General features: G+C 63.4%; 23 protein-coding genes and 1 other RNA gene. 11 read left to right on the top strand and 13 right to left on the bottom strand.

The genetic code is table 11. The features are described 5' to 3' along the window. Positions 1-81 precede the first annotated feature (81 nt). A complete protein-coding gene (locus NWI_RS14280) occupies positions 82-270 on the top strand; it encodes a DUF1192 domain-containing protein (RefSeq protein ID WP_011315947.1) in 189 nt (62 codons plus the stop codon). A gap of 18 nt (positions 271-288) precedes the next feature. Here NWI_RS14280 and NWI_RS17720 read toward each other — a convergent pair whose 3' ends face one another. Beyond that, complete coding sequence (locus tag NWI_RS17720) at positions 289-522, bottom strand: hypothetical protein (RefSeq protein ID WP_148203875.1); 234 nt, start codon at positions 520-522, stop codon at positions 289-291. Positions 523-859: 337 nt separating this feature from the next. Between NWI_RS17720 and NWI_RS14275 the strand changes: the two genes are divergently transcribed. Next, positions 860-1408: a DUF1465 family protein gene (locus NWI_RS14275; protein WP_011315946.1), complete on the top strand. Its 549-nt coding sequence runs from the start codon at positions 860-862 to the stop codon at positions 1406-1408. A 107-nt stretch (positions 1409-1515) separates the two neighbouring features. Here the strand turns inward: NWI_RS14275 and rpmE are convergent, their stop codons facing one another. Next, entirely contained in the window at positions 1516-1743 is a 228-nt protein-coding gene (gene rpmE, locus NWI_RS14270) for a 50S ribosomal protein L31 (RefSeq protein WP_011315945.1), read from the bottom strand. Between the two features lie 148 nt (positions 1744-1891). On the opposite strand from rpmE, the gene NWI_RS14265 reads away from it, so the two are divergent. After that, entirely contained in the window at positions 1892-3775 is a 1884-nt protein-coding gene (locus tag NWI_RS14265; RefSeq protein WP_011315944.1) for an ABC transporter transmembrane domain-containing protein, read from the top strand. A 61-nt stretch (positions 3776-3836) separates the two neighbouring features. On the opposite strand, the gene NWI_RS14260 is transcribed toward NWI_RS14265, so the two are convergent. From NWI_RS14260 to NWI_RS14250, 3 genes are all read right to left on the bottom strand, one after another. Next, positions 3837-4286, bottom strand: a complete 450-nt coding sequence (locus NWI_RS14260) for a GNAT family N-acetyltransferase (protein ID WP_011315943.1) — start codon at positions 4284-4286, stop codon at positions 3837-3839. A gap of 219 nt (positions 4287-4505) precedes the next feature. Then, positions 4506-5534 carry a peptidoglycan -binding protein gene (locus tag NWI_RS14255; protein WP_011315942.1) on the bottom strand — a complete coding sequence of 343 codons (1029 nt, stop codon included), beginning with the start codon at positions 5532-5534 and terminating at the stop codon, positions 4506-4508. A 10-nt stretch (positions 5535-5544) separates the two neighbouring features. Then, complete coding sequence (locus tag NWI_RS14250) at positions 5545-6621, bottom strand: flagellar motor protein MotA (protein ID WP_011315941.1); 1077 nt, start codon at positions 6619-6621, stop codon at positions 5545-5547. Positions 6622-7085: 464 nt separating this feature from the next. On the opposite strand from NWI_RS14250, the gene NWI_RS14245 reads away from it, so the two are divergent. Next, a complete protein-coding gene (locus NWI_RS14245; protein WP_011315940.1) occupies positions 7086-8291 on the top strand; it encodes an efflux RND transporter periplasmic adaptor subunit in 1206 nt (401 codons plus the stop codon). 6 nt (positions 8292-8297) lie between these two features. Beyond that, a complete protein-coding gene (locus NWI_RS14240; protein ID WP_011315939.1) occupies positions 8298-11459 on the top strand; it encodes a multidrug efflux RND transporter permease subunit in 3162 nt (1053 codons plus the stop codon). Positions 11460-11628: 169 nt separating this feature from the next. Here NWI_RS14240 and NWI_RS14235 read toward each other — a convergent pair whose 3' ends face one another. From NWI_RS14235 to tkt, 8 genes are all read right to left on the bottom strand, one after another. Then, on the bottom strand, positions 11629-12420 hold the full coding sequence (locus NWI_RS14235) for an inositol monophosphatase family protein (RefSeq protein WP_011315938.1): 792 nt from the start codon (positions 12418-12420) through the stop codon (positions 11629-11631). A gap of 61 nt (positions 12421-12481) precedes the next feature. Continuing rightward, entirely contained in the window at positions 12482-13522 is a 1041-nt protein-coding gene (locus NWI_RS14230; protein WP_011315937.1) for a tetratricopeptide repeat protein, read from the bottom strand. Further along, positions 13519-14220: a thiamine phosphate synthase gene (locus NWI_RS14225; protein ID WP_011315936.1), complete on the bottom strand. Its 702-nt coding sequence runs from the start codon at positions 14218-14220 to the stop codon at positions 13519-13521. The genes NWI_RS14230 and NWI_RS14225 overlap by 4 nt, the downstream gene beginning before the upstream one ends. A gap of 166 nt (positions 14221-14386) precedes the next feature. Next, the gene (locus NWI_RS14220) at positions 14387-15418 is read right to left on the bottom strand and encodes a class I fructose-bisphosphate aldolase (protein ID WP_011315935.1); all 1032 of its coding nucleotides are present in this window, start codon (positions 15416-15418) and stop codon (positions 14387-14389) included. 123 nt (positions 15419-15541) lie between these two features. Beyond that, complete coding sequence (locus tag NWI_RS14215; protein WP_011315934.1) at positions 15542-16738, bottom strand: phosphoglycerate kinase; 1197 nt, start codon at positions 16736-16738, stop codon at positions 15542-15544. Positions 16739-16880: 142 nt separating this feature from the next. Then, positions 16881-17888 carry a type I glyceraldehyde-3-phosphate dehydrogenase gene (gene gap / locus NWI_RS14210; RefSeq protein ID WP_011315933.1) on the bottom strand — a complete coding sequence of 336 codons (1008 nt, stop codon included), beginning with the start codon at positions 17886-17888 and terminating at the stop codon, positions 16881-16883. Between the two features lie 4 nt (positions 17889-17892). Continuing rightward, positions 17893-18048: a hypothetical protein gene (locus NWI_RS18025; RefSeq protein WP_187147983.1), complete on the bottom strand. Its 156-nt coding sequence runs from the start codon at positions 18046-18048 to the stop codon at positions 17893-17895. 165 nt (positions 18049-18213) lie between these two features. Next, positions 18214-20199, bottom strand: coding sequence for a transketolase (gene tkt / locus NWI_RS14205; RefSeq protein WP_011315932.1), 1986 nt, complete (start codon positions 20197-20199; stop codon positions 18214-18216). A gap of 283 nt (positions 20200-20482) precedes the next feature. Between tkt and NWI_RS14200 the strand changes: the two genes are divergently transcribed. The 6 genes from NWI_RS14200 (at position 20483) to NWI_RS14180 (ending at position 24020) form a co-directional block, all read left to right on the top strand. After that, positions 20483-20818 carry a DUF4164 domain-containing protein gene (locus tag NWI_RS14200; RefSeq protein WP_011315931.1) on the top strand — a complete coding sequence of 112 codons (336 nt, stop codon included), beginning with the start codon at positions 20483-20485 and terminating at the stop codon, positions 20816-20818. After that, positions 20815-21198, top strand: a complete 384-nt coding sequence (locus tag NWI_RS14195; protein WP_009799004.1) for a cell division protein ZapA — start codon at positions 20815-20817, stop codon at positions 21196-21198. Before NWI_RS14200 ends, NWI_RS14195 begins: the two co-directional genes overlap by 4 nt. Before the next feature lie 128 nt (positions 21199-21326). Then, positions 21327-21486: non-coding RNA, 6S RNA (ssrS, locus tag NWI_RS17140), on the top strand. A gap of 201 nt (positions 21487-21687) precedes the next feature. Further along, a complete protein-coding gene (locus NWI_RS14190) occupies positions 21688-22275 on the top strand; it encodes a 5-formyltetrahydrofolate cyclo-ligase (RefSeq protein WP_011315930.1) in 588 nt (195 codons plus the stop codon). A 3-nt stretch (positions 22276-22278) separates the two neighbouring features. Then, the gene (locus NWI_RS14185; protein ID WP_011315929.1) at positions 22279-23100 is read left to right on the top strand and encodes a TIGR00282 family metallophosphoesterase; all 822 of its coding nucleotides are present in this window, start codon (positions 22279-22281) and stop codon (positions 23098-23100) included. Positions 23101-23273: 173 nt separating this feature from the next. After that, on the top strand, positions 23274-24020 hold the full coding sequence (locus NWI_RS14180) for a YebC/PmpR family DNA-binding transcriptional regulator (protein ID WP_011315928.1): 747 nt from the start codon (positions 23274-23276) through the stop codon (positions 24018-24020). Positions 24021-24111 lie beyond the last annotated feature (91 nt).

Here is a 24111-nt window from a genome sequence, read left to right as displayed (position 1 = left end):
GAATAGCTCTGGACAGTCGACCGCGAACTGGAAAAGAAACTCGCGGGTTGAGGGGCTCTTGAGCCGCAGCGGAACAGGCGCATGACCATTGACGGCGACGAACCCAGGAAAAAGATCGCCCATGAGATCGGACAGGATCTCTCGCTGCTTTCGGTGAATGAACTCAACGAGCGCATCGCGCTGCTGACGGAGGAGATTCAGCGGCTGCGGACGGCCGAGGCGAAGAAGCGCGCTTCGAAGGATGCGGCTGACCGCTTTTTCAAGTCCTGAGATTCAGGCATCGAGGTTTCAGTTCAGGTTCAGATCGTGGGCGAGTTCCTTCAGGGATCGGCAGGCGCGAAACCGTCCGCCCTTGGTCGTGGCATCCTGACCGGCCCCGGTCCGCCGGTAACCGCGCAACGCGAATGCACTTCTTGCAAAAGCCTCGCCTCGCCCAAATTGCAAACGAAAGCTGAAGAAATTCGTTCGTTTACGATTGATTAAGCTTTCCTGACTATGACTGAAATGTCCTTCATTGGACACCGAGTGGCTTCCTGTCCACTCTGTTTGACGCCTCCCTGTTATCAACTTCAAGGCCGCCGGCAACGGCGGCTTTTTTTTGCCCGGCGTCGTCCTGTTTATCCGTGCATATTAACCCTTACCGATACTTGGCGCTGGACTCCCGCCTCTCCGGCGGGCAATGATTTGTTCATCATAAGCCGGCGCGAAAGATCCGGTGGAAGGCTCGAACGCGTATCGCAAAAGGTGAAAACCGCCCGTTGCGAACGGAATGCGCACAAGTTGTTGATTGAAAGCATTTTCTTGCAGCTTAACGGACCCACCTGGCGGATAATGCTCTGGTTGCGTGAGGCATGAACCTATGTTCGATCCATCGGCAGGCGGCACCGGTCTTGTGCAGTTCAGCGAACGTCTTGCGGGCTCTTCGGTGTTCACGGCCCTGTTCCGGGAAGGCATGGATCTGGTTGAGGAAACCGCCGCCTATCTGGATGGCGATGGACGCAGCGAGGCGAAGACACTCGAACGTGCCGTCAGCCTGACCTACGCCACCGAAAGCATGAGGCTGACCACCCGGCTGATGCAACTCGCATCGTGGCTGCTGCTGCATCGCGCCGTCAAGGAAGGCGAGATGACGCTGGCGCAGGCCAATCGCGAAAAGACCAGGGTGAAGCTGACCGCAGCGGATCCCGGTCCGCATGACATGATCGCGAAACTGCCGTGGCAGTTGCAGGACTTGATCGAGCGGTCGATGAATTTGCAGGCGCGGATCCGGCGTCTCGACACCACCATTCATGCGCCGCCCCTGGAGCGCGGAACCGCCGATAATCCGCTGGTGTCGCAGCTCAACCTCCTCAGGGAAGCCTTTGAGCGTCACAGACCGGCTGACCGGGTCCGCGGTCCCCGAAGCTGATGCCGCGGGAGCGGATGTTCTAGGAACTTATGCTCCAGCTCATGCAAAAACGCTCCCGCGCAGCAGGAGCGTTCGAAAAGCGGAAGCGTTCAACCTGAAGAAGGGGCTCAGCCCTTCTTGAGGAAGCCCGAGAACTTCTTCTGGAACCGGGAGACCCGGCCGCCGCGGTCGAGGATCTGCTGGGAACCGCCGGTCCAGGCCGGATGCGACTTGGAATCGATGTCGAGGTTCATGGTGTCGCCATCCTTGCCCCAGGTGGAACGGGTGAGATACTCCGTGCCGTCGGTCATGACGACCTTAATTGTATGATAATCGGGATGAATTTCGGCTTTCATGATATGTCCTTGCAAGGCGAAGGGTTTTGGGCGAATTCGGACCGCTCTATATCGCACCAAGGTTTCACCGACAAGCGCGCCTGCGCATTTGCAAGCGCGCACAGGGGGGCATATGACGTGCCTTAATCAGCAATAGCGTGGTCAGGTGATGAGTTCGGTAGAAGTGCGTGAGAATACGTCGAAGGCGCCGGCCGTTGCGCTGCCGCCCGGTAGCTCCCCGAAGGCCGGAACCGGAGCGTCGGAGCCTGCCGCGCCGGATCAGGCCGCGCCGTCCGCCAAGGATGCCCGCCGCCTCCGGCTGCGCCCGCTGCTGGCGCTCACGCCATATATCCTCCGCTATCGCGGCCGGGCGCTGCTTGCGCTTGTCGCGCTGATCGTCGCCGCCCTGACGACGCTTGTCGTGCCGCTCGCGGTGCGCAGGATCATCGACTTTGGCTTCACGGCCGAGGGCGTCGCGATGATCAACAGCTACTTTACGATGATGATCGGTGTCGTCGCCGTCCTCGCCGGCGCCAGCGCGGCGCGTTATTTTCTGGTGACCACCACCGGCGAGCGCATCGTCGCCGACCTGCGGCGCGACGTGTTCGCCCACCTGATCTCGCTGTCGCCGGTGTTTTTCGACACCGCCCGCAGCGGCGAGCTGATCTCGCGGCTGACCGCCGATACGACCCAGATCAAGTCCGCGGTCGGTTCTTCGATATCGGTCGCGCTGCGCAATGTCGTGCTGTTCATCGGCGCGGCTTCGATGATGGTCATCACCAGTCCGCGCCTGTCCGGACTGGTGCTGGCGGCGATCCCGTTGATCATTGTGCCGCTGGTCGCGTTCGGACGCTGGGTCCGCCGCCTGTCGCGGAGCGCGCAGGACAACCTCGCGGACGCCACCGCCTATGCCTCCGAACTGGTTGGCGGGATCAGGACGGTGCAGGCCTACACCAATGAACGGCTTGCCGATGCGCGTTTCGGTGGTGAAGTCGAACATGCCTATCTGGCGGCGCGCAATTCGGCGCGCGCCCGCGCCGTGCTGACCGCGATCATCATCTTCATCGTTTTCACCAGCGTGGTCCTGATCCTCTGGATCGGCTCTCGCGACGTGCTCGAAGGCGACATGACGCCGGGCCGGCTCGGCCAGTTCGTGCTGTATGCCGCGTTCGCCGCGACCGGTCTCGGCCAGCTCAGCGAGGTCTGGGGCGAGGTTGCCGCCGCCTCCGGTGCGGCCGAGCGCCTGTTCGAGCTTCTTCGCGTCAAGCCGGTGATCGCGGCGCCGCCGACGCCGCGCGCGCTGCCGGCGCCGGCGCGCGGCGATGTCACGCTCGACAATGTAAGCTTCGCCTATCCCTCGCGCCCGGAAGTCAAGGTATTGGACGGCGTCTCGCTGGCGGTGAAGGCGGGCGAGAAGGTCGCCATCGTCGGCCCGTCCGGCGCGGGAAAAAGTACGATATTTCATCTGCTGCTGCGGTTCTACGATCCTGTCTCGGGCACCATCTCCTTCGACGGCGTGCCGTTGCGCACCGCCGATCCGCGCGAGGTTCGCGCGCGGATAGCGCTGGTGCCCCAGGAGTCGGTGGTCTTCGCCGCGTCCGCCCGCGAGAATATCCGTTTCGGCAGGCCGGATGCGTCCGACGCCGAGGTTGAACGCGCCGCCGAACTGGCTCATGCCACCGAATTCATCCGCCGCTTGCCCGGCGGCTTCGAGGCGCTGCTCGGCGAGCGCGGCGTGACGCTGTCCGGCGGACAGCGTCAGCGCATCGCCATCGCCCGCGCGATCCTGCGCGACGCGCCTCTGTTGCTGCTGGATGAAGCGACGTCGTCGCTTGACGCCGAATCCGAGACCCTGGTGCAGACCGCGCTGGAAGAACTGATGCGCCATCGCACGACGCTGGTGATCGCGCATCGTCTCGCGACGGTCCTTTCCTGCGACCGCATCATGGTCATGGAGCGGGGACGGATCGTGGAACAGGGGACGCACGCCTCGCTGGTGGCGGCGAATGGACTATATGCCCGCCTCGCGCGGCTGCAGTTCGAGGGGGCGTGAAGTCTTAATTTTTCCCCTCCCTTTGACTTGATCTCTCCCGCGAGGCGGGAGGGAATAGCCCTCAGGGTTTCCATTCCATGCGGTTGACCGGCCGTCCTGAAATCGGATTCACATCCTCGCCGGCGTGCGCGAATCCGTTGCGCGCGTAGAAGCGTATGGCACGGCCGTTGTCGGCGTTGACCAGCAGTGTAATTCCCCACGGCGACAGCCGCTTCGCCTCAAGCATCAGCGCATTTGCGATGTCGCCGCCCCAATGCGCGGGGGCGACCACGAGCTGGTCGAGATAGCCTGCCGTATCGATGGTGACGAAGCCGGCCAACTCGCCGGATTGATCGGCGACAACGATGGCGGCGTTGGGGACGAGTTCATTGCGCCAGCGCTCGCGCCACCACGACACGCGCGCCGCGAAATCGATCGCGGGATAGGCTTGTTGCCAAGTCGCCTGCCACAAGGCGATCGCGGCGTCCTCGTCGGAGGCACGGTAGGGGCGGAGCTGAAACGAGACCGTCATTCAAGCGCTGCCATCATGCCCGGCACTATAGCGTTTTCGAGCGAAGCATGTCCCCGGGCTTGACCCGGTGGTGGAATCCGGTTCGCGTGAAGAAAACGCGTCGAACATAAAGACTCTCGGGTTCGGCTTCGCGACACCAGCACAGGCCCGCTTTGCCGGGGTATCCACGTCCTTCCTTTGGCGGCCTGGTCATGACGATGAGGGGATCGCATAATGACCTCACCGCTCGGTCAGCTTCAGCTCGATGCGGCGGTTACGCTTGTAGGCCTCTTCCGTTGCATCGGGATCAAGCGGCTGGAATTCACCGAAGCCCGCGGCGACCAGACGTTGAGGCGGCACGCCGAGCGACGCCAGATACTGCACCACAGAAATCGCGCGCGCCGCCGACAGGTCCCAGTTCGACTTGAACACCGGACTTTTGATGGGCCTGACGTCGGTGTGGCCGTCCACGCGCAGCACCCAGGCGATCTCGCTGGGGATCTGCTTGTCGAGATCGGTTAGCGCGCCTGCCACCTTGTCGAGTTCAGCTTTTCCTTCCGGCAGCAGCGTCGCCTGCGCGGTATCGAAGAAGACCTCCGACTGGAAAACGAAGCGGTCGCCGACGATTCTGATATCCGGCCGGTTGCCGAGAATGGCGCGCAGGCGTCCGAAGAATTCCGAACGGTAGCGGGACAGCTCCTGCACCCGCTTCGCCAGCGCGACGTTCAGCCGCTGGCCGAGATCGGCGATGCGGTTCTGCGACTCCTTGTCCTTTTTCTCGGAGGCGTCGAGCGCGTTCTCCAGCGCCGCCAGTTGCCGGCGCAGCGCGCTGATCTGCTGGGTCAGCACCTCGACCTGCGCCAGCGCGCGCGATGAAATCTGCTTCTCGGAATCCAGCGCCTTGTTCAACTGGCTGTCGCGGCCCGCGGCATCGTTCCCCGCGCCGGCGAGGCCGTCATAAAGGCCCTTGATCCGATCGCGCTCCGCCTCCGCCGAGGCGAGACCCGCGCGCAACTGGCTGACCTCGTCGCCGAGGCTGACCTTGCCGAGCTTTTCCAGCGACAGCAGATCGGTCAGTTGAGCGATCCGGGCGTTGAGTTGTTCCAGCGCCTTGTCCTTGCCCGTGACTTCCTGCGACAGGAAGAACTGCGTCACCAGAAACACAGTCAGCAGGAACACGATTGCGAGCACCAGCGTCGAGAGAGCATCGACGAATCCCGGCCAATAGTTGAATCCGCTCTCGTTCCGGCGCCCGCGTGCTAGGGCCATGATCTCTCTCTTAAGATTTTGCCTCTCCTTCGGCCGAGGGAGCGACCGGCCGCGAAGCGGTGGTCGCGGCCAGCGGGACGGTCAACGGATCCTCATCCGGCTGCTGCGCAAGGTGTTGAAGCAGCTTTTTGATCTCGCGGTTCTGCTCGCCCTGTTCGTCCGCCCATTCGCGAATCAATTGCTGTTCGGTCCGCATATGGCTGACGAGCCCCTGAATGGCTTCTGCGAGGCTGGCCATCGCGGAGGTGGTTTCATGGCCGGATCCAGTCTTCTCGACGGTGGTGCTGAGCCGCTCGATCGCGGCCTTGATCTCGGCGGCCGGATCGGGCCGGGTCTTGTTGCCACTGTATTCGCGAACGGTGGTGGCGAGCCAGTCCTCGAGGTCGGTATAAAAGCGGTTCTGCGCCTGGCTGGATTGCAGATCGAGAAAGCCAAGGATCAGCGATCCGGCGAGGCCAAACAGCGACGACGAAAACGAAATCCCCATGCCGCCAAGCGGCGCGGCGAGGCCTTCCTTCAGCGTCTCGAACAGCGATCCGGTGTCGCCGCCCACCTTCAAACCGTCGATCACCTTGCCCACGGAGCCGACGGTTTCGATCAGGCCCCAGAAGGTGCCGAGAAGACCCAGGAACACCAGCAGGCCCGTCATGTAGCGCGAGATGTCGCGGGCTTCATCGAGCCGGGTGGCGATGGAATCGAGCAGATGCCGCATTGTCTGCTGGGAGATCGACACGCGCCCGGTGCGTTCGCCGCCGAGGATCGCGGCCATCGGAGCCAGCAATCGCGGTCTTCGGTCTGGAACCCGGCCCGCATTGGCGATGCGGAAATTGTTGACCCACGCGATTTCCGGATAAAGCCGGATCACCTGCCGAAACGCGAAAACGATTCCGATCGCCAGCACGCCAATGATCAACGCGTTGAGGCTGGGGTTGGCGAAGAACGCGGCAACGATCTGCTTGTAGAGAACGACCAGCACCAGCGCGCAGAGCACGATGAATACGACCATGCGCACCAGAAATATCCGGGGCGGGGCCAGTTTCGTCAGTTCGATCTCCGGTGCGGAGCGGGGGGCGGTGCCTTGCGCCATGAGCCAGCGTGCTTAACCATCGAGGGGAGGGCAGGAAGGTTGAGACAAGCCGCATTATGGCACGGCGTTGGCGGCAGAAAATAGCTCACCCGACGATTTTGCCAATCGTCGCTCTTCTGCGGCGCCGGCTTTCAGTCGTGGCGTGCCCCTCTGAATTATTTAGAATCGTCGCGGTATGATGCTCGCACAACAACGTGGCGAGACGGCAGCGGGCGCGAAGTTTGCGCGCGTTAGTTCTCTTCAAATTTGAATGGAACCCGGTTCACGATTGTTTGAGAACGAGGTAAAGTGTTGTGACACAAAGCCATATCGTTCTGTGACATTGCGCCGCCGCCAAATAGTGTTGCGTCGCCGTCCTCCAGCCCTCATTAGAATTTGGTTGGGGATTCGATAGTATCGACGTTGTGCGTCACGTAGCGAATCCGCGCGTCGCGTAGCAACACCTCACAGAGCTTGCAGTTTCCATGCCGAGATTCAATATACGACTGGCGTTTCTGGCTATCGTGATAGCCGGTTCGTCGCCGCTTCTTGGCGGCTGCGATGAGCCGACAACGGCGGATGCGTCCGCTGGAACTGTCATTCCCGAGGTCAGCGTCATCACGGTGGTTCCGAAACCGCACGCGATCGTTCGCGAACTGCCGGGACGCATCTCGCCGTTGCGGGTTGCGGAGGTGCGCCCGCGGGTTTCCGGCATCATCACCAAGCGCCTGTTCCAGCAAGGCAGCGAAGTGAAGGCCGGCGACCCGCTGTATCAGATCGATCCGGAGCCGTTTGCGGTTGAAGTGCAGGCCGCGGAAGCGGCGCTCGCGAAAGCCAATGCCGTCCTCGAACAGGCATCGCACCATGCGAGACGTATCGAGAAACTGACCGCGCGGCATGCCACGTCCGAGGCGGAGAACGAGAAGGCCATCGCCAACATGCGCCAGGCGGCGGCTGATGTCGCCGCCCGCAAGGCGGATCTGGCGCGGGCGCGGCTCCATCTTGATTACACCACCATTCGCGCGCCGATCGACGGCGTGGTCGGCGCCGCTCAGGTGACCGAGGGCGCGCTCGTCGTGCAGAACGATGCGGCGAGCCTCGCGACGGTGCAGCAGCTCGATACGATTTATGCCGACTTCACCCAGTCGGTGACGGAGCTTAACAAACTTCGCCATGCGTTCGAGTCTGGCGATCTGGAGCGCATCGCACCGGGCGCCGCCAAGGTCCGCCTCCTGCTCAACGATGATAAGCTTTACCCGTTGCCCGGAAAGTTCCTGTTTTCCGAGGCGAAGGTCGATTCCTCGACCGGACAGGTGACGCTGCGCGGCGAATTTGCCAATCCGAAGCGCGAGTTGCTGCCGGGCATGTACATTCGCGTGCTGTTGGAGCAGGGCGTCGACAGCGATGCGATCGCCGTTCCGCAGCAGGCGGTGCAACGCGACTCCAGCGGCGGCAGCGAGGTCTTTGTCGTTCGGGACGACGATCGCGTTATCGTGCGTCCGATCCGGACCGACGCGGTCCAGCACGGCTATTCGATGGTCAGCGATGGGCTGAATGCGGGCGACCGCGTCGTGGTCGAGGGCTTCCAGAAGTTCACGGCGGGCGACAAGGTTCGCGTCGTGACGTGGGAAGCCGATGCTTCGCCGAAGACGGGAGCGGTGCCGGGCGAAACAGCGTCCGCCCGGCAGTAACGCAGCATGCCGGCTTTCTTCATCGATCGACCTATCTTTGCGTGGGTCGTCGCGCTGTTCATCTGTCTGGTCGGCGCGATCTCGATTCCCTTCCTGGGCGTTGCGCAGTATCCCATCATTGCGCCGCCTTCGATCTCGATCGCGACGGCATACCCCGGCGCTTCGCCGCAGAATCTTTATAACAGCGTCACGCGCCTGATCGAGGAACAGCTCAACGGCGCGTCGGGCATCCTCAATTTCGAATCCACCAGTGATTCTCTGGGACAGGTCGAAATCACCGCGTTCTTCGTTCCCGGCACCTCCACCGATCTCGCTTCCGTGGACGTGCAGAATCGCATCAAGCGCATCGAGGCCCGCCTGCCCGCGGCCGTACTGAAGGAAGGCATCCTGGTCGAGGAAGCTTCCAGCGCGGTGTTGCAGATCATCACGCTGCGTTCGACGGACGATAGTCTCGACGAGGTCGGGCTCGGCGACTTCATGACGCGCAACATCATCGGAGAGATCCGGCGTCTTCCCGGCGTCGGCCGGGCCACGCTGTTCTCCACCGAACGTTCGTTGCGAGTCTGGCTCGATCCGGAAAAGCTCGTCGGCTACGGCATGACGTCGGAGGACGTCACCAAGGCGATCGCGGCGCAGAACGCGCAGGTGGCTTCGGGCAGCATCGGCGGACCGCCGAGCCGGGCCGGGCAGAAAACCGCGGCGCTGGTGCTGGTGAAGGGACAACTCGGCACGCCCGAGGAATTCGGCTCCATCCTGCTGCGCGCCAACCGCGACGGCTCCACGGTACGCCTGCGCGACGTGGCGCGGGTCGAGGTCGGCGGCATGGATTACCGGTTCACCACGCGCCTGAACGGCAAGTCGACCGCGGGTCTTTCAGTGCTGCTCGCGCCGGGCGCCAATGCGCTCGCCACCGCGAGCGCGGTGGAGGCCAAGATGGAAGAGCTTTCGAAGTTCTTCCCGGCGAATATCACCTACGATATCCCCTACAACATCACGCCCGTGGTGAAGGCCTCGATCGAAAAGGTCGTGCATACGCTGATCGAGGCGGTGGTGCTGGTGTTCCTGGTGATGTTCCTGTTTCTGCAGAACATCCGATACACCATCATTCCGACCATCGTGGTGCCTGTCGCGCTGCTCGGCACCTGCGCGGTGCTGCTAATCGCAGGCTATTCCATCAACATGCTGACGATGTTCGGCATGGTGCTGGCGATCGGCATTCTGGTCGACGACGCCATCGTCGTGGTGGAGAACGTCGAGCGCATCATGTCGGAGGAGGGGCTGCCGCCCAGGGAGGCAGCGCGCAAGGCGATGTCGCAGATCACCAGCGCCATCGTCGGCATCACGCTGGTGCTGATGGCGGTGTTCGTGCCGATGGCGTTTTTCCCGGGCTCTGTCGGCATCATCTACAGACAGTTCTCCGTCACGGTGGTTGCCGCGATCGCCTTCTCCGCCCTGATGGCGCTGTCGCTGACGCCGGCTTTGTGCGCCACGCTGCTGAAGCCGGTCAAGGCCGGACATGCTCACGCCCGCAAGGGCTTGTTCGGCTGGTTCAATCGTGCGCTGGAGGGCGTGCGCGGCCGCTACGTCTCGACGGTCGGCTGGTCGCTGAGACGAACCGGACGCCTGATGCTGATATACGCCGTTCTGGTCGGCGTTCTGGTCTGGGCCTTCGTTCGATTGCCCGCCGGCTTTCTGCCGGTGGACGATCAGGGCTTCATCACGACCGACGTGCAGACGCCGGCGGATTCGTCCCACGGACGGACCGGAGCGGCGGTGGAGGCGGTGGAGAGATACCTGGCCGAACGGCCGGGAGTTAAGAACGTCACCTTCCTGACCGGCTTCGCCTATTCGGGGCAGGGCATGAACACGGCCCAAGCGTTCATCACCCTGAAGGACTGGTCGGAGCGGCCTGAGAAAGATTCCGCCGCGAATATTGTCGCGGACGCCAATCGCGATCTGGCTTCGCTGCGCGACGCCAAGATCACCGCGCTGCAGCCACCGCCGATCGACAACCTCGGCAATTCGTCGGGGTTCAGCTTCCGTCTGCAGGATCGCGGTCAGAAAGGCTATCCGGCATTGTTGCAGGCGACCAATCAGTTGATCGCCGAGGCCAATGCCAGTCCGATTCTGCAGAATGTCTATGTCGAGGGACTGCCGTCGGCGGGGCAGATCAATCTCGTGGTCGACCGCGAGAAGGCCAGCGCTCTCGGAGTCACCTTTGAGGACATCAACGACACGATGTCGACCAATCTCGGCTCGACCTATGTCAACGACTTCCCCAACCGGGGGCGAATGCAGCGCGTGATCGTGCAGTCGGATCGCGAAGGCCGCACCACGGCGCAGGACATCCTCAACTACAACGTCAAGAACAGCAGCGGCGGGCTGGTTCCGCTCTCGTCCTTCTCCTCCATTGAATGGTCGAAGGGGCCAACGCAGGTCGTCGGCTTCAACTACTATCCGTCGATGCGCATCTCCGGAGAGGCGCGGGCGGGCTTCACCTCGGGCGATGCGATCGCCGAGATGGAGCGGCTGGCCGGCCGCCTGCCGCGCGGCTTCGGCTATGAATGGACCGGTCAGTCGTTGCAGGAGAAGCTGTCGGGATCGCAGGCTCCGTTCCTGCTCGCGCTCTCGGCGCTGGTGGTGTTTCTCTGCCTGGCGGCGCTTTATGAAAGCTGGACTATCCCGCTTGCGGTCCTGCTGACGGTGCCGCTCGGGATTTTCGGCGCGGTGCTGGCGGCGACAACGCGAGGGCTCGCCAACGACGTCTATTTCACCGTCGGACTCGTGACCATCATCGGCCTGGCGGCCAAGGACGCCATCCTCATCGTCGAGTTCGCCAAGGATTTGCGTGCGCAGGGCAAGTCCCTCATCGACGCCACGATGGAGGCTTGCGCGTTGCGCTTCCGGCCGATTCTGATGACCGGATTTGCCTTCGCCTCCGGCGTGCTGCCGATGGTTATCGCCAGCGGCGCGGGCGGAGCGAGCCAGCAGGCGCTCGGCACCAGCGTGATGGGCGGCATGATCGCGGTGGTGGTGCTGGCGCTTCTGATGGTGCCGGTGTTTTTCGTCGTCGTGATGCGCGTGCTCGGACGCGACAAGAGCGGACTGGAGCCGGCGGGCAAGGCGGAGATCCACGGGCCGCCGGCGCCGATGCATCCGGCTGAATAGAGCTTGATCCCACTCCTTCGCGTTTTCGAGCGAAGCATGTCCTCGGGCTCGACCCGAGGATGGATGCCGGTTCGCGTGAAGAAAACGCGTCAAAACAGTAATCTGGAGCTCGCTTCTGATTCAATCAGAAGCGAAAGTGCTCTAAGGACACGCCAGCTTGTGACGTTCGCTATCCCAGCGGCTTGATGATCTTCACGAGTTCGGCGTGGACGAATTCGTTGCCGCAGATCACATGACCGGTCGTGAGCGGATCGTCGTCGCCCTGGATGCCGCTGACGATGCCGCCGGCCTCGCGCACGATGATCTGCCCGCCCGCGATATCCCACGGTTGCAGGTTGCGTTCCCAGTAGCCGTCGACGCGGCCCGCCGCGACGAAAGCGAGATCGAGCGAGGCCGCGCCGAAGCGTCGCAGGCCCGCCACCTTCGGCTGGAGGGCGGCCATCTCCCGTCGCGACAATTCATGGTCGCCGCGTCCGATATGCGGCAGGCCGCACGCGATCACGCAGTCGTTCATCTGACGGCGGCCCGACACGCGCAGCCGCTGATCGTTGAGAAAGGCGCCCTTGCCGCGCTCCGCGGTGTAGAGTTCGTCATTGGCGGGGTTGTAAACGAGGCCGGCGATCAGCACGCCATCACGTTGCAGGCCGATCGAGATCGCGAAATGCGGAATGCCGTGCAGGAAGTTTGTGGTGCCGTCGAGCGGATCGACGATCCAGGTGTGGCTCTTGTCCGTGCCCTCGCGGCTGCCGCCTTCCTCACCGAAAAAGCCGTAGCCGGGACGCGCCTTGTTGAGTTCATCATACAGGATGTCCTCCGCGCGCTTGTCCGCGAGACTGACGAAATTCGCTGGTCCCTTCAGTGACACCTGAAGGTTCTCGATCTCGCCGAGATCGCGTTTCAGGCTACGGCCGGCGCGGCGCGCCGCCTTGACCATGACGTTCATAAGAGCGGATTGCAGCATGATGGGGCTCGGATGGATGTTGAGGTCTGGGTGCCCTGCGCGGAAGCCCCCGTCAAGCGGTTCATTTGATTCCAAGCCATTTGCGCGCGGCGCTCTCCGCACCGGCGCGTTCTTCGGGCGTCGCCTGCGCCATCGCCGCGTCGAGCTTCAGATCGCCCTTGCCGCCGGTTTTCGCCACGATGTGCCATTTCAGGCCTTCGACCTTGTCCATCGGGACGCCCATGCCTTCGACAAGGGCGTGGGCGAGACGATTTTGGGCGATCGCGCTGTTTCGCCTGGCGGCTTTGCGCAGCAGCGATACCGCGGCCGCCTCGTTTTTCCCGGTGCCGCTGCCGTTGAACAACGCGATTGCATATTCGACCTCGGCGTCGACGTTGCCGGCGAGCGAGGCGGCCTGCAACAGCCGCACCGACTTGTAGAGGTTCTTTTCGACGCCGGTGCCTTCCTTGTAGAAAGTGGCCAGCGCATACTGCGCTTCCGGACTGCCGGCGTCGGCTGCGAATCGCAACAGTTCGGCGGCGCGCTTGAAATCCTGCGGCAGCGTTTGCCCGTCCATGTGGAGAAGCGCCAGATTGTAGGCGGCCTTGGGCTGGCCGAGCTTGGCCGACGCCGCCAGCCATTTCACCGCGCCCGTCCTGTCGGGAGGTCCGCCGCGTCCGCTGATGCGAAGCATGGCGAGCGCGAACATGGCCTCTCGATCGCCCAGATCGGCCGCACGTTGATGCCATTCGATGGCCTTGCCGTAGTCGCGCCTGACGCCGAGCCCATTGGCGTAGAGTTCGCCGAGCATGGTCATGGCGGCGGGGTTCTTGTCCTCCTGTGCTCGTTTCAAGGCGAGATCGAACGCCGTCTTGTAAAGGCCGCGCTGATAGGCGCCGTAAACCGGATCCGCGTTCGGATCGTCAGCAACCTGCGCGTTCGCCTTGTTGTCCGGCTCCAGCCCGGCGGGCGGCGTTGGCGGCGGCGGTTTGATGGCCTTGGTCTTGACGCTCTTGCCCGCGGACGGCGCATCGGCCGACGGCGAGGGCTGGAGCTGCGCAGCCGCGCTTTCCCCGAGCATGAGAAGGCCGGCGGCGATGGCGACCGGACGCAGCAAACTCATCCGGCGCCCCTGACGCCATGTGGAGGGTCCGTGCGCTCCGCGCCGCCTTGCGATTCGTGACCTCGTGCGATTGCGGTTGCGATATCCGCGAGCGCCAAGGCCGCGCCGCGGGTGTCGGTCCAGACGATGTCGTCGACCAGTATGAAATCCGCGCCCGATGCCGCGAAAAGCCGCGCTTCATCGATGTTCATCGCGTGGGCGACACACGGCGGCTCGAACAGTTCGGCCCACCATGTCAGCCGCTCGGCGATCGCTTCCGCGGACGGCCGATCACCGGTCTCATCCGGCTCGCCGAACAGCACGTAATCAGCGCCGGCCTCGCCGGCGACCATGGAGTCATGGCGCGTCGACAGGCCGCCGACGCCGGCGATACGGTCGGGCTTCAGTACGGGCAGCGTCTCCTGCAACGCCTCGATGCCCGTGAGATGCGCGCCATCGGCGCCCGCCCTTGCGACCAGATCGGCGTGAGCCTCGAGCAAAAGCGCGACGCCGGTGCTCTGAATCAAGGGCGCCAGCGCCTTGATCCGCGATATCATCGTGCGGGGATCGGACGGCGAGAGCCGAACCAGCACCGCGGCGACATCCGCCGACGCGAGGAGCGCGGGAAGCTGCGCCGCGACGTGCGAGGGGTCATCGATGACCGGCGTCGCGAGATAAAGCCGGGGGGCTGGTCGTGGTGGTGCGGCTTTCGGGGGCATATCAAGCCTGAACCTCGTGAGCGTTTTCATATAGTGAGAAACGCATCATTGAGCACCGTGAAACTCCCTCGGCAAGCAGGAGAGGTGAATTTCACTCGTTATCATTCAATACGAACCTGACGCGCCTGGTGTCGCAATGCCGGCAAGATCAGATCGGATTAGAATCTCACGCAGCTTTCTCTTCAAGATCGGCGCTCCACGCTCCCCGGGTTGCGAGCGAATTCATCCGCGCCCGGTGGATGAGAGCCCGCTGCCCGGCGACGACGTTCTCGGGCTTGCCGGACCACGCTTTCTGCGGCGCCGCCTGCAGCGCGCGGCCGTAGGAGAAAGTGAGCTTCCACGGCAGGTTGCCCATCCGGTTCATGGCGTCGAGATGAGCGGTGGCCTCCTCGTCGGACTGACCGCCGGACAGGAAGGCGATGCCGGGGACGGCGGCGGGCACGCAGGCCTTCAACATGCGCACCGTCTTCTCCGCGACTTCCTCCACGGGCGCCTTCCTGGCGCTCTTCTTGCCCGAGATCGCCATGTTGGGCTTCAAGATCATGCCTTCCAGGGCGACACGCTGCTTCCGCAGCTCCTGAAAGGTCACGTTGAGGACGCGCGTCGTGACCTCAAGGCAGCGATCGATGTCGTGGTCGCCGTCCATCAGCACTTCCGGCTCGACGATCGGCACGATCTGGGCAGCCTGACACAACGCGGCATAGCGTCCCAGCGCATGGGCGTTGACGCCGATCGCGGTCATGCTCGGGATGCGGTCCGCCGCGTTGATGTCGATCACCGCGCGCCACTTCGCGAAACGTGCGCCCTGGGCATGGTATTTGTTCAGGCGCTCGGCGAGACGGTCCAGCCCGACGGTCACGAGTTCGCCGGAGCAGGCGGGCAGGGGTTGCGTGCCCTCATCGACCTTGATGCCGGGAATCGCGCCGGCCTGCTCGATCAGCCTGATCAGCGGCGTGCCGTCCCTGGCGCTCTGCCAGATGGTTTCGTCGTAGAGAATGACGCCGGAGATGTATTGAGTCATGGCGTCGGTGGCGCGGAACATCATCTCGCGATAGTCGCGGCGGCTTTCCTCGGTCGATGTCACGCCGATGGCATTGAAGCGTTTGGTGATGGTGGGCGACGACTCGTCGGCGGCGAGAATGCCCTTGCCCGGCGCGACCATCGCCTGCGCCACTTTGTTGAGGTCATCGAGATTCATGAGCGGCTACCTCCTGCATGCCCTCTTCCGACCTCCGGTCAGGATGCCGGGTTTCGAGGATCATGCAGGCATGAGAGTTGCGGCTTTCCGGCGCCGCAACTCATTTTGCCGCGAGGAGCAGCGTCATTTTGCCCTCAGCACCTCGACGCCGGGCAGCGGCTTGCCTTCCATCCACTCCAGGAAAGCGCCGCCGGCTGTCGAGACATAGGTGAAATCGCCGGCCACGTCCGCCTGGTTCAGCGCCGCGACCGTGTCGCCGCCTCCGGCGACCGACACCAGCTTGCCAGCCTTGGTGCGTTCCGCCGCGTGTTTTGCCGCGGCGACTGTGCCGCGATCGAAAGGCGTCAGTTCGAACGCGCCGAGCGGGCCGTTCCAGACCAGCGTCGCGGCGTCGTCGATGGCCGAACGAACGCGCTCCACCGACTGCGGGCCGACGTCGAGAATCATGCCATCGGCCGGGATCGCGTCGAGCCCATAGGCGTGGGATGGCGTGTTGGCGGCGAAATGGAACGCCACGGTCGCATCAACCGGAAGGATGATGGCGCAGTTGGCGGCCTCGGCCTTTTCCATGATGCGCAGCGCGGTCGCCGCGAGATCCTTTTCCGCCAGCGATTTGCCGATACTGACGCCTTGCGCGTGCAGGAAGGTGTTGGCCATGCCGCCGCCGATCACCAGCGCATCGACCTTGCTGACAAGGTTTTCGAGAAGGTCGATCTTGGTCGAGACCTTCGCGCCGCCGATCACGGCGATGACGGGCTTGGTCGGCGCTTCGAGCGCCTTGTTGAGCGCCTCAAGCTCGGCCTGCATGGTGCGGCCCGCATAGCCCGGCAGCTTGTGCCCGAGACCTTCGGTGGAGGCGTGGGCGCGATGCGCGGCTGAAAAGGCGTCGTTCACCCAGATGTCGCCGAGCCGGGCCAGTTCGGCGACGAAGGCCGGGTCGTTCTTTTCCTCCTCCGGGTGGAAGCGGGTATTCTCCAGGCAAAGGATGTCGCCATCCTTCATCGCGGCGACCGCCTGTTGCGCCGGCTCGCCGACGCAGTCGTCGGCGAAGGCCACCGGCTTGCCGAGGACTTTTGCAAGTTCCTCCGCGACCGGGCGCAGCGAGTTTTTGGGGTCGGCGCCCTTGGGGCGGCCGAAATGTGCCAGCAGGATCGCTTTGCCGCCCTTGTCCGCGATCTCGGTGATGGTCGGGGCCACCCGCTCCAGCCGCGTGGCGTCGGTGACGCGGCCCTGCTCCATGGGGACGTTGAGATCGACGCGGAGCAGGACGCGCTTTCCGCGAACGTCAACGTCATCGAGGGTGCGGAAGGAATTTGTCATGGTCTGGATGTCCCGAACACGGTGCTGCCGCGTAAACGGTGAGCCGTAAGCCGGGACCGCCACGCAGGAAAAGTTGCGGTAGTGAGTGGCGCCGGTTTCGCACCGCAGCGCTTGCGCCGCGATGCGCCCGGAAACCGTGGTGTCAGATCAGCTTCGCCATGGCGACGGCGGTGTCCGTCATGCGATTGGAGAAGCCCCATTCGTTGTCGTACCACGACAACACGCGCACCAGCGTGCCGTTCTGTACCTTGGTCTGGTCGATGTGGAGAGTCGAGGAGTGCGAATCGTGGTTGAAATCGCTTGAGACATTGGGCTGGTCGGTGGTGCCGAGGATGCCCTTCAGCTCCTGTGATGAAGCCCGCTTCATCGCCTCGTTGATCTCGTTCGTGGACGTCTCTCTCTTGGCGATCACCTTGAGATCGACCACCGAGACGTTCGGCGTCGGCACGCGGATCGCGACGCCGTCAAGCTTGCCCTTCAGTTCCGGCAGCACCAGGCCGATCGCCCTCGCGGCGCCGGTCGAGGTCGGAACCATCGAAAGACCCGCGGCGCGGCCGCGATAGAGGTCCTTGTGCATGGTGTCGAGGGTCGGCTGGTCGCCTGTATAGGCGTGAATCGTGGTCATGAAGCCGGTTTCGATTCCGATCAGATCGTTGAGGACTTTCGCCACCGGCGCGAGACAGTTGGTGGTGCAGGATCCGTTCGAAACGACCAGATGATCCTTCGTCAGCTTGTCGTGGTTGACGCCATAGACCACCGTCAGATCCGCGCCTTCGGCCGGAGCCGACACCAGCACGCGCTTGGCGCCTGCGGTGAGGTGCGCGGAAGCTTTTTCCTTCGCGGTGAAAAGGCCGGTGCACTCCATCGCGATGTCGATGCCGAGTTCCTTCCAGGGCAGCTTGGACGGATCGCGTTCGGCGGTCACCTTGATCTTGTTCTTGCCGATCACGATGCTGTCGCCTTCAACCTTCACCTCGAAGGGGAAGCGGCCATGCACCGAGTCGAAGCGCAACAGATGCGCGTTGGTTTCCACCGGGCCGAGGTCATTGATGGCGACGATTTCGATCTCGTCGCGGCCGGACTCGTAAACGGCGCGCAAAACATTGCGGCCGATGCGGCCAAACCCGTTGATTGCGACCCGGACTGCCATGTCTTCATTCTCCTTCAAATGGATGCGTTCCCTGCGCGCAACCATTGCTTGCCGCGCGCAGCGTCGACGCCTTTTTGCCCGGTTCTGCCAGGCCGCGACCGTTGGTAATATCTAGCGGTCCGAGTTTTGGCATTCCGATGCTCTTAATTTCTGCGAGCATCTTCTCCGAATGTCGAAATCGCAGGGACCGCCAGCGAATGCAAGTTGTCGGTGGAAATCTGGATTTGCCATTCGCGTCCAGGGCCAAGATCGGCCGAGCAGCGAACGCCAAATCCATTCCACCGTTTTTAGCTAGCGCCTTTTTGATTTTGAGGCAATCTCAACCTCAGCCAAGGCGTTTTTCGACTGCGCTGACCACGGCTTCGGCGGTGATGCCGAAATGCTTGTAGAGGTCCTTGGCGGGAGCGCTGTGGCCGAAACTGTTCATGCCGACGAAAAGGCCGTCCGCCCCGATGACGGCGTCCCATCCGAAGCGCACGGCGGCTTCCACGGCGATCTTGACGGGAGCCTTGCCGATAATGGCCTGCCGGCGATCCTCGGGCTGCTCTAGCAACAGTTCCAGGGAGGGCACCGAAACAACGCGCGAGGCGATGCCGCGCTGGGAGAGTTGCTGCTGCGCGGCAACGGCGATCTCGACTTCGGATCCCGACGCGAAGATCGACACCTTCGCCTCGCCGTTGGGTGCGACCAGTTCATAGGCGCCATGCGCGCAGCGATTGTCCGTGTCCGCGGTCTTGCGCACCGGCGCGAGGTTCTGGCGCGACAGGGCCAGAACCGTCGGTCCCTTCGGCCGCTCAAGAGCGAGTTGCCAGCATTCGGCGGTCTCGACCGCATCGGCGGGGCGGAACACCCGCATGTTGGGCATCGCGCGTAAGCTTGCCAGATGTTCCACCGGCTGATGGGTGGGACCGTCCTCGCCGAGCCCGATCGAGTCGTGGGTCATGATGTAGATTGTGGGAATATACGCCAGCGCCGAAACGCGCATCGCCGGGCGGGCATAGTCGGCGAAACACATGAAGGTGCCGCCGGCCGGCGCATATCCGCCGTGCAGGGCGATGCCGTTCATGGCGGCGGCCATGCCGAGTTCGCGGATACCGTAGTGGATGTAGCGGCCGCCATATTGGCCGGGCTCCACTTCTTTCAGGCCCTTGGTGCGGGTGTTGTTCGAAGGGGTGAGATCGGCGGAACCGAGCAGCAGTTCCGGCACCGCCGGCACCAGCGCCTCGAGCGCCATTTCGCTGGCTTTGCGGGTGGCGACCGTCGGCGGTTCGGCGACCAGCTTGTCCTTGAGCTTGCGGATCGCCTCATTGAGGTTTTGAGATGGCTTGCGTTCGATGACGCGACGCTTGAATTCGTCTCGCTGAGCATCCGGCTGGGCTGCGAGCCGCGCGCGCCACTCCTTGTTGTGCCGCTTGCCCTTGCGTCCGGCGCTGCGCCAGGCGTTGAGGACATCGTCGGGAACTTCAAAGGGACCATACTCCCAGTCCAGCGCTTTTTTCGTCCCCGCGAGTTCTTCCGCGCCAAGCGCTTCGCCGTGCGCCTTGGACGTGCCGGCCCTGGTGGGAGCGCCGTAACCGATGATGGTCTTGCAGGCGATCAGCGACGGCCTGTCGGATTTCTGCGCCCGGCGGATCGCGGCGGCGATTGCCTTCTGATCATGGCCGTCGATCCGCCTTGCGTCCCAGCCGCACGCCTTGAAACGCGCCACCTGATCGACGTCGTCGGCCAGCGAGATCGGGCCGTCAATGGTGATGCCGTTGTCATCGTAAAGGAAAATCAGCTTGTTGAGCTTGAGGTGACCCGCCAGCGCGATCGCCTCATGGCTGATGCCCTCCATCAGGTCGCCGTCGGAGCACAGCACGTAAGTGTAGTGGTCGACCACCTCGCCGCCGAATTCGGCGGCCAGCAGCCGTTCCGCCAGCGCGAAGCCGACCGAGGTGGCGACACCCTGGCCGAGCGGGCCTGTGGTGGTTTCCGCGCCCTCGGTGATGAAGTTCTCCGGATGACCCGGCGTCTTGGAGTCGAGCTGCCGGAAATTCTTGAGCTGATCGAGCGTCATCTGCTTGTAGCCGGTCAGGTATAACAACGCATAAAGCAGCATTGAGCCGTGGCCGGCCGAAAGAATGAAGCGGTCCCGGTCCGGCCAGTGCGGATCGGCGGCGTCGTATTTCAGGAACTTGGTGAACAGCACCGTGGCGATGTCGGCCGTGCCCATGGGCAGGCCGGGATGGCCCGATTTTGCTTTTTCTACACCATCCATCGCGAGCGCGCGGATTGCATTTGCCATACGGGAGGAGTCGACGGTCGGCATGGGAGATATCCGGTCCTATAGGGAGGAGGGCTAAGTAAACGGTTCGCATTGGATTTCGATGCAGTCCAGTGGAAAGGACTGGCGTGCCGGGGGCATAGCACCTGCGTCGGCGGAGTCCAAGTGCCGGGGGGGGTACGCTGACGGGGAGAATGTTTTATGGTGCATAGTTTTGCACCGGCGTTGCGCTGGCCTCGTCCGCCACGTAAATTTCGGTTCCTAAGGGCTTGCCGAGCCGCCGCTTTGTAGCCTGACCGGCAGCCGCCCAAAGGCGCGCAGGACGAACATGAACGACCGACCGGCCAATCGTTCCGCCAGTGCTGAACCGCCCAATGGGGGCGGGGGAACCGATATCGACGCCGCCACCCGGCGGCTGACGGCCGCGCTCGATGCGCTGGAACGGGCGGTGGAGCGGCGGCGCGACGCGGACCGCGACGAGGACGAACTGGCGAGCCGCATTCAGGCTCTCGGCGCGGATCGCTCACGCCTTGCGGATGAACTCGACGGATCGCTGGTGCGCACGCGCAAGCTGGAGCGGACCAATCGTGAGATCGCGGAAAAGTTGGACACCGCGATCGGCGCCATCAAGTCCGTGCTCGAGGCGGCGGGAGAGAAGCCATGAGCCACGTCAACGTGACCATCAATAGCCGCCAGTACCGGATGGCTTGCGAGGATGGCCAGGAAGACCGGCTGCTGAAGCTCGCGGGCGATCTGGAAGGCCGTATCGGCCAGTTGCGCGGCAAGTTCGGAGAAATCGGGGATCAGCGTCTCGAGGTCATGGCGGCTCTGGTGACATCCGACGAACTGATGGATGCGCAGCAGCGCATCCGCGCTCTGGAGGAAGAGCTCAAGGCGTTGCGCGATGTGCGCGCCGCGGCCGCCGAGCGCGCCCGCGCGACGCAGACGGCGGTTGTCGCCGCGCTGAACATGGCGGCGCACCGGATCGAGAAGACCACGCAGGTACTGAACCGCACCGTCGGCGGCGGCATCGCCATCGGGTGATCAACTCTAAAGGATATAGAGAGCCCTTCGGACAGGCGATGACGTTCCGCACCCTCCTTTGGATGGTAAGTCAGAAGAGGCAACATCATCCACTGGCGCTTCGCATCCATCGGGCCTACATTGAACTCGCGAGGCTGCGCCGCGCGTCAGAAGCCACAATCCCCGGGGCCTTATCGATCCTTAAGGGAACTGTCCCTGGTCGGGTCCGTGGATCCGGCCATATGGTGCCCACCTACTTTCGTAGGGAACTCCGGGATCGAGCGCTTCAACGGCGGTCGCGGCTTCGCGCATTTCCTTGCATATTCACTCCTTGCATATTCACATGCGCTCGAAATCTGCCACTCTCGGGCCGTGCCGGAAATCTGCTTTCGCGAATGATGACCGGGGCCTGAACCGCGCCGGTTTTTACGCGGGCTTCGGTGATCTTTATTCTGGCGCGCTCGTTGGCGAGCCGATCTTATTGCTCGAAAAACGTTATAAACGCTCTGTATGCCGATTTCCTCTGATTCACAGCCCAAGGACGAGTTGCGCGCTGCCGCACTAGCTCGCCGCGATGCCTTGAGCGCAGAGGAGCGCGCCAGCGCGGCGGTTGCGCTCGCGGCGCGGATGCCGCCGCTCGATATAACGTCATCGACAGTCGTTGCCGGTTATGCGCCGATCCGCAGCGAGATTGATCCCATGCCGTTGATGCGGAGCCTTGCCGGGAAGGGCGCGGCGCTTGCGATGCCGGTGATCGTGGCGCGTGACACCGCGCTGGTGTTTCGCGCGTGGGTGCCGGGCGCTGCGCTGGTTCGCGGGGCCTTGGGAACCTTTGAGCCGCCCGCCAATGCGGTCGAGGTCGTTCCGGACATCGTGCTGGTGCCGCTGGCGGCGTTCGACCGCGCCGGCCATCGCATCGGTTATGGCGCCGGCTATTACGATCGCACGCTTGAAGCGTTGCGGCGACACAAGACCGTTACCGCGATCGGTCTTGCTTTTACGGTGCAGGAGGTAGCGCAGGTGCCCGCGTTGTCCCACGACGTCCGGCTCGATTATGTGCTAACCGAAGCCGGCGTATGCAGGCTCGGGAGCAAATAGGACGTGCGAATCCTTTTCATCGGCGATGTTGTCGGCAGGACTGGGCGTACCGCGATCAACGACTATCTTCCGGAACTCGTCACCGCATGGAAGCTCGATCTCGTCGTTGTCAACGGCGAGAACGCCGCGGGCGGCTTCGGCATCACCGAGGCGATCTACCAGGAGTTGCTCGACGCCGGCGCCGATGCGATCACGCTCGGCAATCACGCCTGGAATCAGAAGGAGGCGCTGGTGTTCATCGAACGCGCACCGCGTCTCGTTCGTCCGCTGAATTTCCCGCCGGGCACGCCGGGGCGCGGCGCGGCGATGATCGACGCCAAGGACGGCCGCCGCGCGCTCGTCATCAACGCCATGGCGCGCATCTTCATGGAGCCTCTCAACGACCCCTTCCACGCCATCGAATATGAACTCGACGCCTGCCGGCTCCGCGAGGCGGCGGACGCGATCATCGTTGATTTCCACGGCGAAGCCACCAGCGAAAAGCAAAGCATGGGTTATTTCTGCGATGGCCGCGTCAGCCTGGTGGTGGGAACGCATACCCATGTGCCGACGGCGGATCACCGGATCCTGTCAGGCGGCACCGCCTACATGAGCGATGCCGGCATGACCGGCGATTATGACTCCGTGATTGGAATGCAGAAGGAGGAGCCGCTGCGCCGCTTCACCACGGGCATTCCGAGCAGCCGCTTCGAGCCGGCGGCGGGGGCCGCCACATTGAGCGGCGTCGCGGTGGAGACAGACGATGCGACAGGGCTTGCCCTCAAGATCGCTCCGGTGCGAATAGGCGGGCGGCTTGAGCGGGCGGAGCCTTCCTTCTGGACCTAGTTGCGTTTTTAGAACGTGTAGAACTTGATCTCCGAGCGCGCGATCGTGTCGGGCGCTACCGGGCATGGTCTTTAATTTCGTTCGATCCCGTCTTATAACGCCGCGCCGCTTACGCCCTTTTGCCGACCTCCCCGGTGCGCCGCCGGCGTCGGATTTTTGAGAGAGACTTGCCGATGGCCGGACATTCCCAGTTCAAGAACATCATGCACCGCAAGGGCCGGCAGGATGCCCAGAAATCGAAGCTGTTCAGCAAGCTTGCGCGCGAGATCACCGTTGCCGCCAAGCTCGGGACGCCCGATCCGGCGATGAACCCGCGGCTGCGCGCGGCGGTGATCGCGGCGCGGGCGGAAAACATGCCCAAGGACAATATCGAGCGCGCGATCAAGAAGGCCAGCGGCAACGACGCCGAGAGCTACGACGAGTTGCGCTACGAGGGCTATGGTCCAGGCGGCGTGGCGGTCATCATGGAAGTGCTGACCGACAATCGCAACCGCGCCGCCTCCGACATCCGCTCGTACTTCACCAAATCCGGCGGCAACCTCGGGGAAACCGGCTCGGTATCCTTCATGTTCGACCGGCTCGGCGTCATTGAATATGACGCGGACAAGGCTTCAGTCGACGACATGCTGGAAGCCGCCATCGAGGCCGGCGCTGACGATGTGGTGTCGGACGAGGGCGGTCACGAAATCTATGCCTCGCAGGATACCTTCCGTGACGTCGCCAAGGCGCTCGAAAGCACGTTCGGCGAGGCGCGCAAGGTGGCGTTGATCTGGAAGCCGCAGAATACGATCGCCGTCGACGACAACACCGGTGAGAAGCTGCTCAAGCTCATCGATCTTCTCAACGAACATGACGACGTCCAGAACGTCTACGCCAATTTCGAGGTCTCCGACGCGCTGATCGCGAAGCTGGGCGGCTGACCCGCTTCTCGCCCCGCAGGCGAGGCAAACTGCAAGATCGCGGAACGCATTTCTCCTTCATTCATGATGCGCGTAGGATCGCGCGATTTTT

It is taken from the genome of Nitrobacter winogradskyi Nb-255, from assembly GCF_000012725.1.
Lineage (GTDB): Bacteria > Pseudomonadota > Alphaproteobacteria > Rhizobiales > Xanthobacteraceae > Nitrobacter > Nitrobacter winogradskyi.
The sequence above is the reverse complement of the archived record's forward strand: the minus strand, read 5'-3'. Positions and strand labels throughout refer to the sequence as shown.

Excerpts from the sequence above, each read along its gene's own strand:
- rpmE (WP_011315945.1), bottom strand. The coding sequence starts at position 1,743 with ATGAAAGCCGAAATTCATCCCGATTATCATACAATTAAGGTCGTCATG.
- NWI_RS14220 (WP_011315935.1), bottom strand. The coding sequence starts at position 15,418 with ATGAATCTCGATGACCTCAACAAAGTGGCGCAGGCGATGGTCGCGCCG.
- NWI_RS18025 (WP_187147983.1), bottom strand. The coding sequence starts at position 18,048 with ATGCTCGCAGAAATTAAGAGCATCGGAATGCCAAAACTCGGACCGCTA.
- NWI_RS14255 (WP_011315942.1), bottom strand. The coding sequence starts at position 5,534 with ATGGCCCTAGCACGCGGGCGCCGGAACGAGAGCGGATTCAACTATTGG.
- NWI_RS14240 (WP_011315939.1), top strand. The coding sequence starts at position 8,298 with ATGCCGGCTTTCTTCATCGATCGACCTATCTTTGCGTGGGTCGTCGCG.
- NWI_RS14235 (WP_011315938.1), bottom strand. The coding sequence starts at position 12,420 with ATGCTGCAATCCGCTCTTATGAACGTCATGGTCAAGGCGGCGCGCCGC.
- NWI_RS14230 (WP_011315937.1), bottom strand. The coding sequence starts at position 13,522 with ATGAGTTTGCTGCGTCCGGTCGCCATCGCCGCCGGCCTTCTCATGCTC.
- NWI_RS14215 (WP_011315934.1), bottom strand. The coding sequence starts at position 16,738 with ATGACAAATTCCTTCCGCACCCTCGATGACGTTGACGTTCGCGGAAAG.
- NWI_RS14190 (WP_011315930.1), top strand. The coding sequence starts at position 21,688 with ATGCCGATTTCCTCTGATTCACAGCCCAAGGACGAGTTGCGCGCTGCC.
- NWI_RS14280 (WP_011315947.1), top strand. The coding sequence starts at position 82 with ATGACCATTGACGGCGACGAACCCAGGAAAAAGATCGCCCATGAGATC.
- NWI_RS14245 (WP_011315940.1), top strand. The coding sequence starts at position 7,086 with ATGCCGAGATTCAATATACGACTGGCGTTTCTGGCTATCGTGATAGCC.
- NWI_RS14265 (WP_011315944.1), top strand. The coding sequence starts at position 1,892 with ATGAGTTCGGTAGAAGTGCGTGAGAATACGTCGAAGGCGCCGGCCGTT.
- gap (WP_011315933.1), bottom strand. The coding sequence starts at position 17,888 with ATGGCAGTCCGGGTCGCAATCAACGGGTTTGGCCGCATCGGCCGCAAT.
- NWI_RS14225 (WP_011315936.1), bottom strand. The coding sequence starts at position 14,220 with ATGCCCCCGAAAGCCGCACCACCACGACCAGCCCCCCGGCTTTATCTC.
- NWI_RS14180 (WP_011315928.1), top strand. The coding sequence starts at position 23,274 with ATGGCCGGACATTCCCAGTTCAAGAACATCATGCACCGCAAGGGCCGG.
- NWI_RS14200 (WP_011315931.1), top strand. The coding sequence starts at position 20,483 with ATGAACGACCGACCGGCCAATCGTTCCGCCAGTGCTGAACCGCCCAAT.
- tkt (WP_011315932.1), bottom strand. The coding sequence starts at position 20,199 with ATGCCGACCGTCGACTCCTCCCGTATGGCAAATGCAATCCGCGCGCTC.
- NWI_RS14250 (WP_011315941.1), bottom strand. The coding sequence starts at position 6,621 with ATGGCGCAAGGCACCGCCCCCCGCTCCGCACCGGAGATCGAACTGACG.
- NWI_RS14275 (WP_011315946.1), top strand. The coding sequence starts at position 860 with ATGTTCGATCCATCGGCAGGCGGCACCGGTCTTGTGCAGTTCAGCGAA.
- NWI_RS14195 (WP_009799004.1), top strand. The coding sequence starts at position 20,815 with ATGAGCCACGTCAACGTGACCATCAATAGCCGCCAGTACCGGATGGCT.
- NWI_RS14260 (WP_011315943.1), bottom strand. The coding sequence starts at position 4,286 with ATGACGGTCTCGTTTCAGCTCCGCCCCTACCGTGCCTCCGACGAGGAC.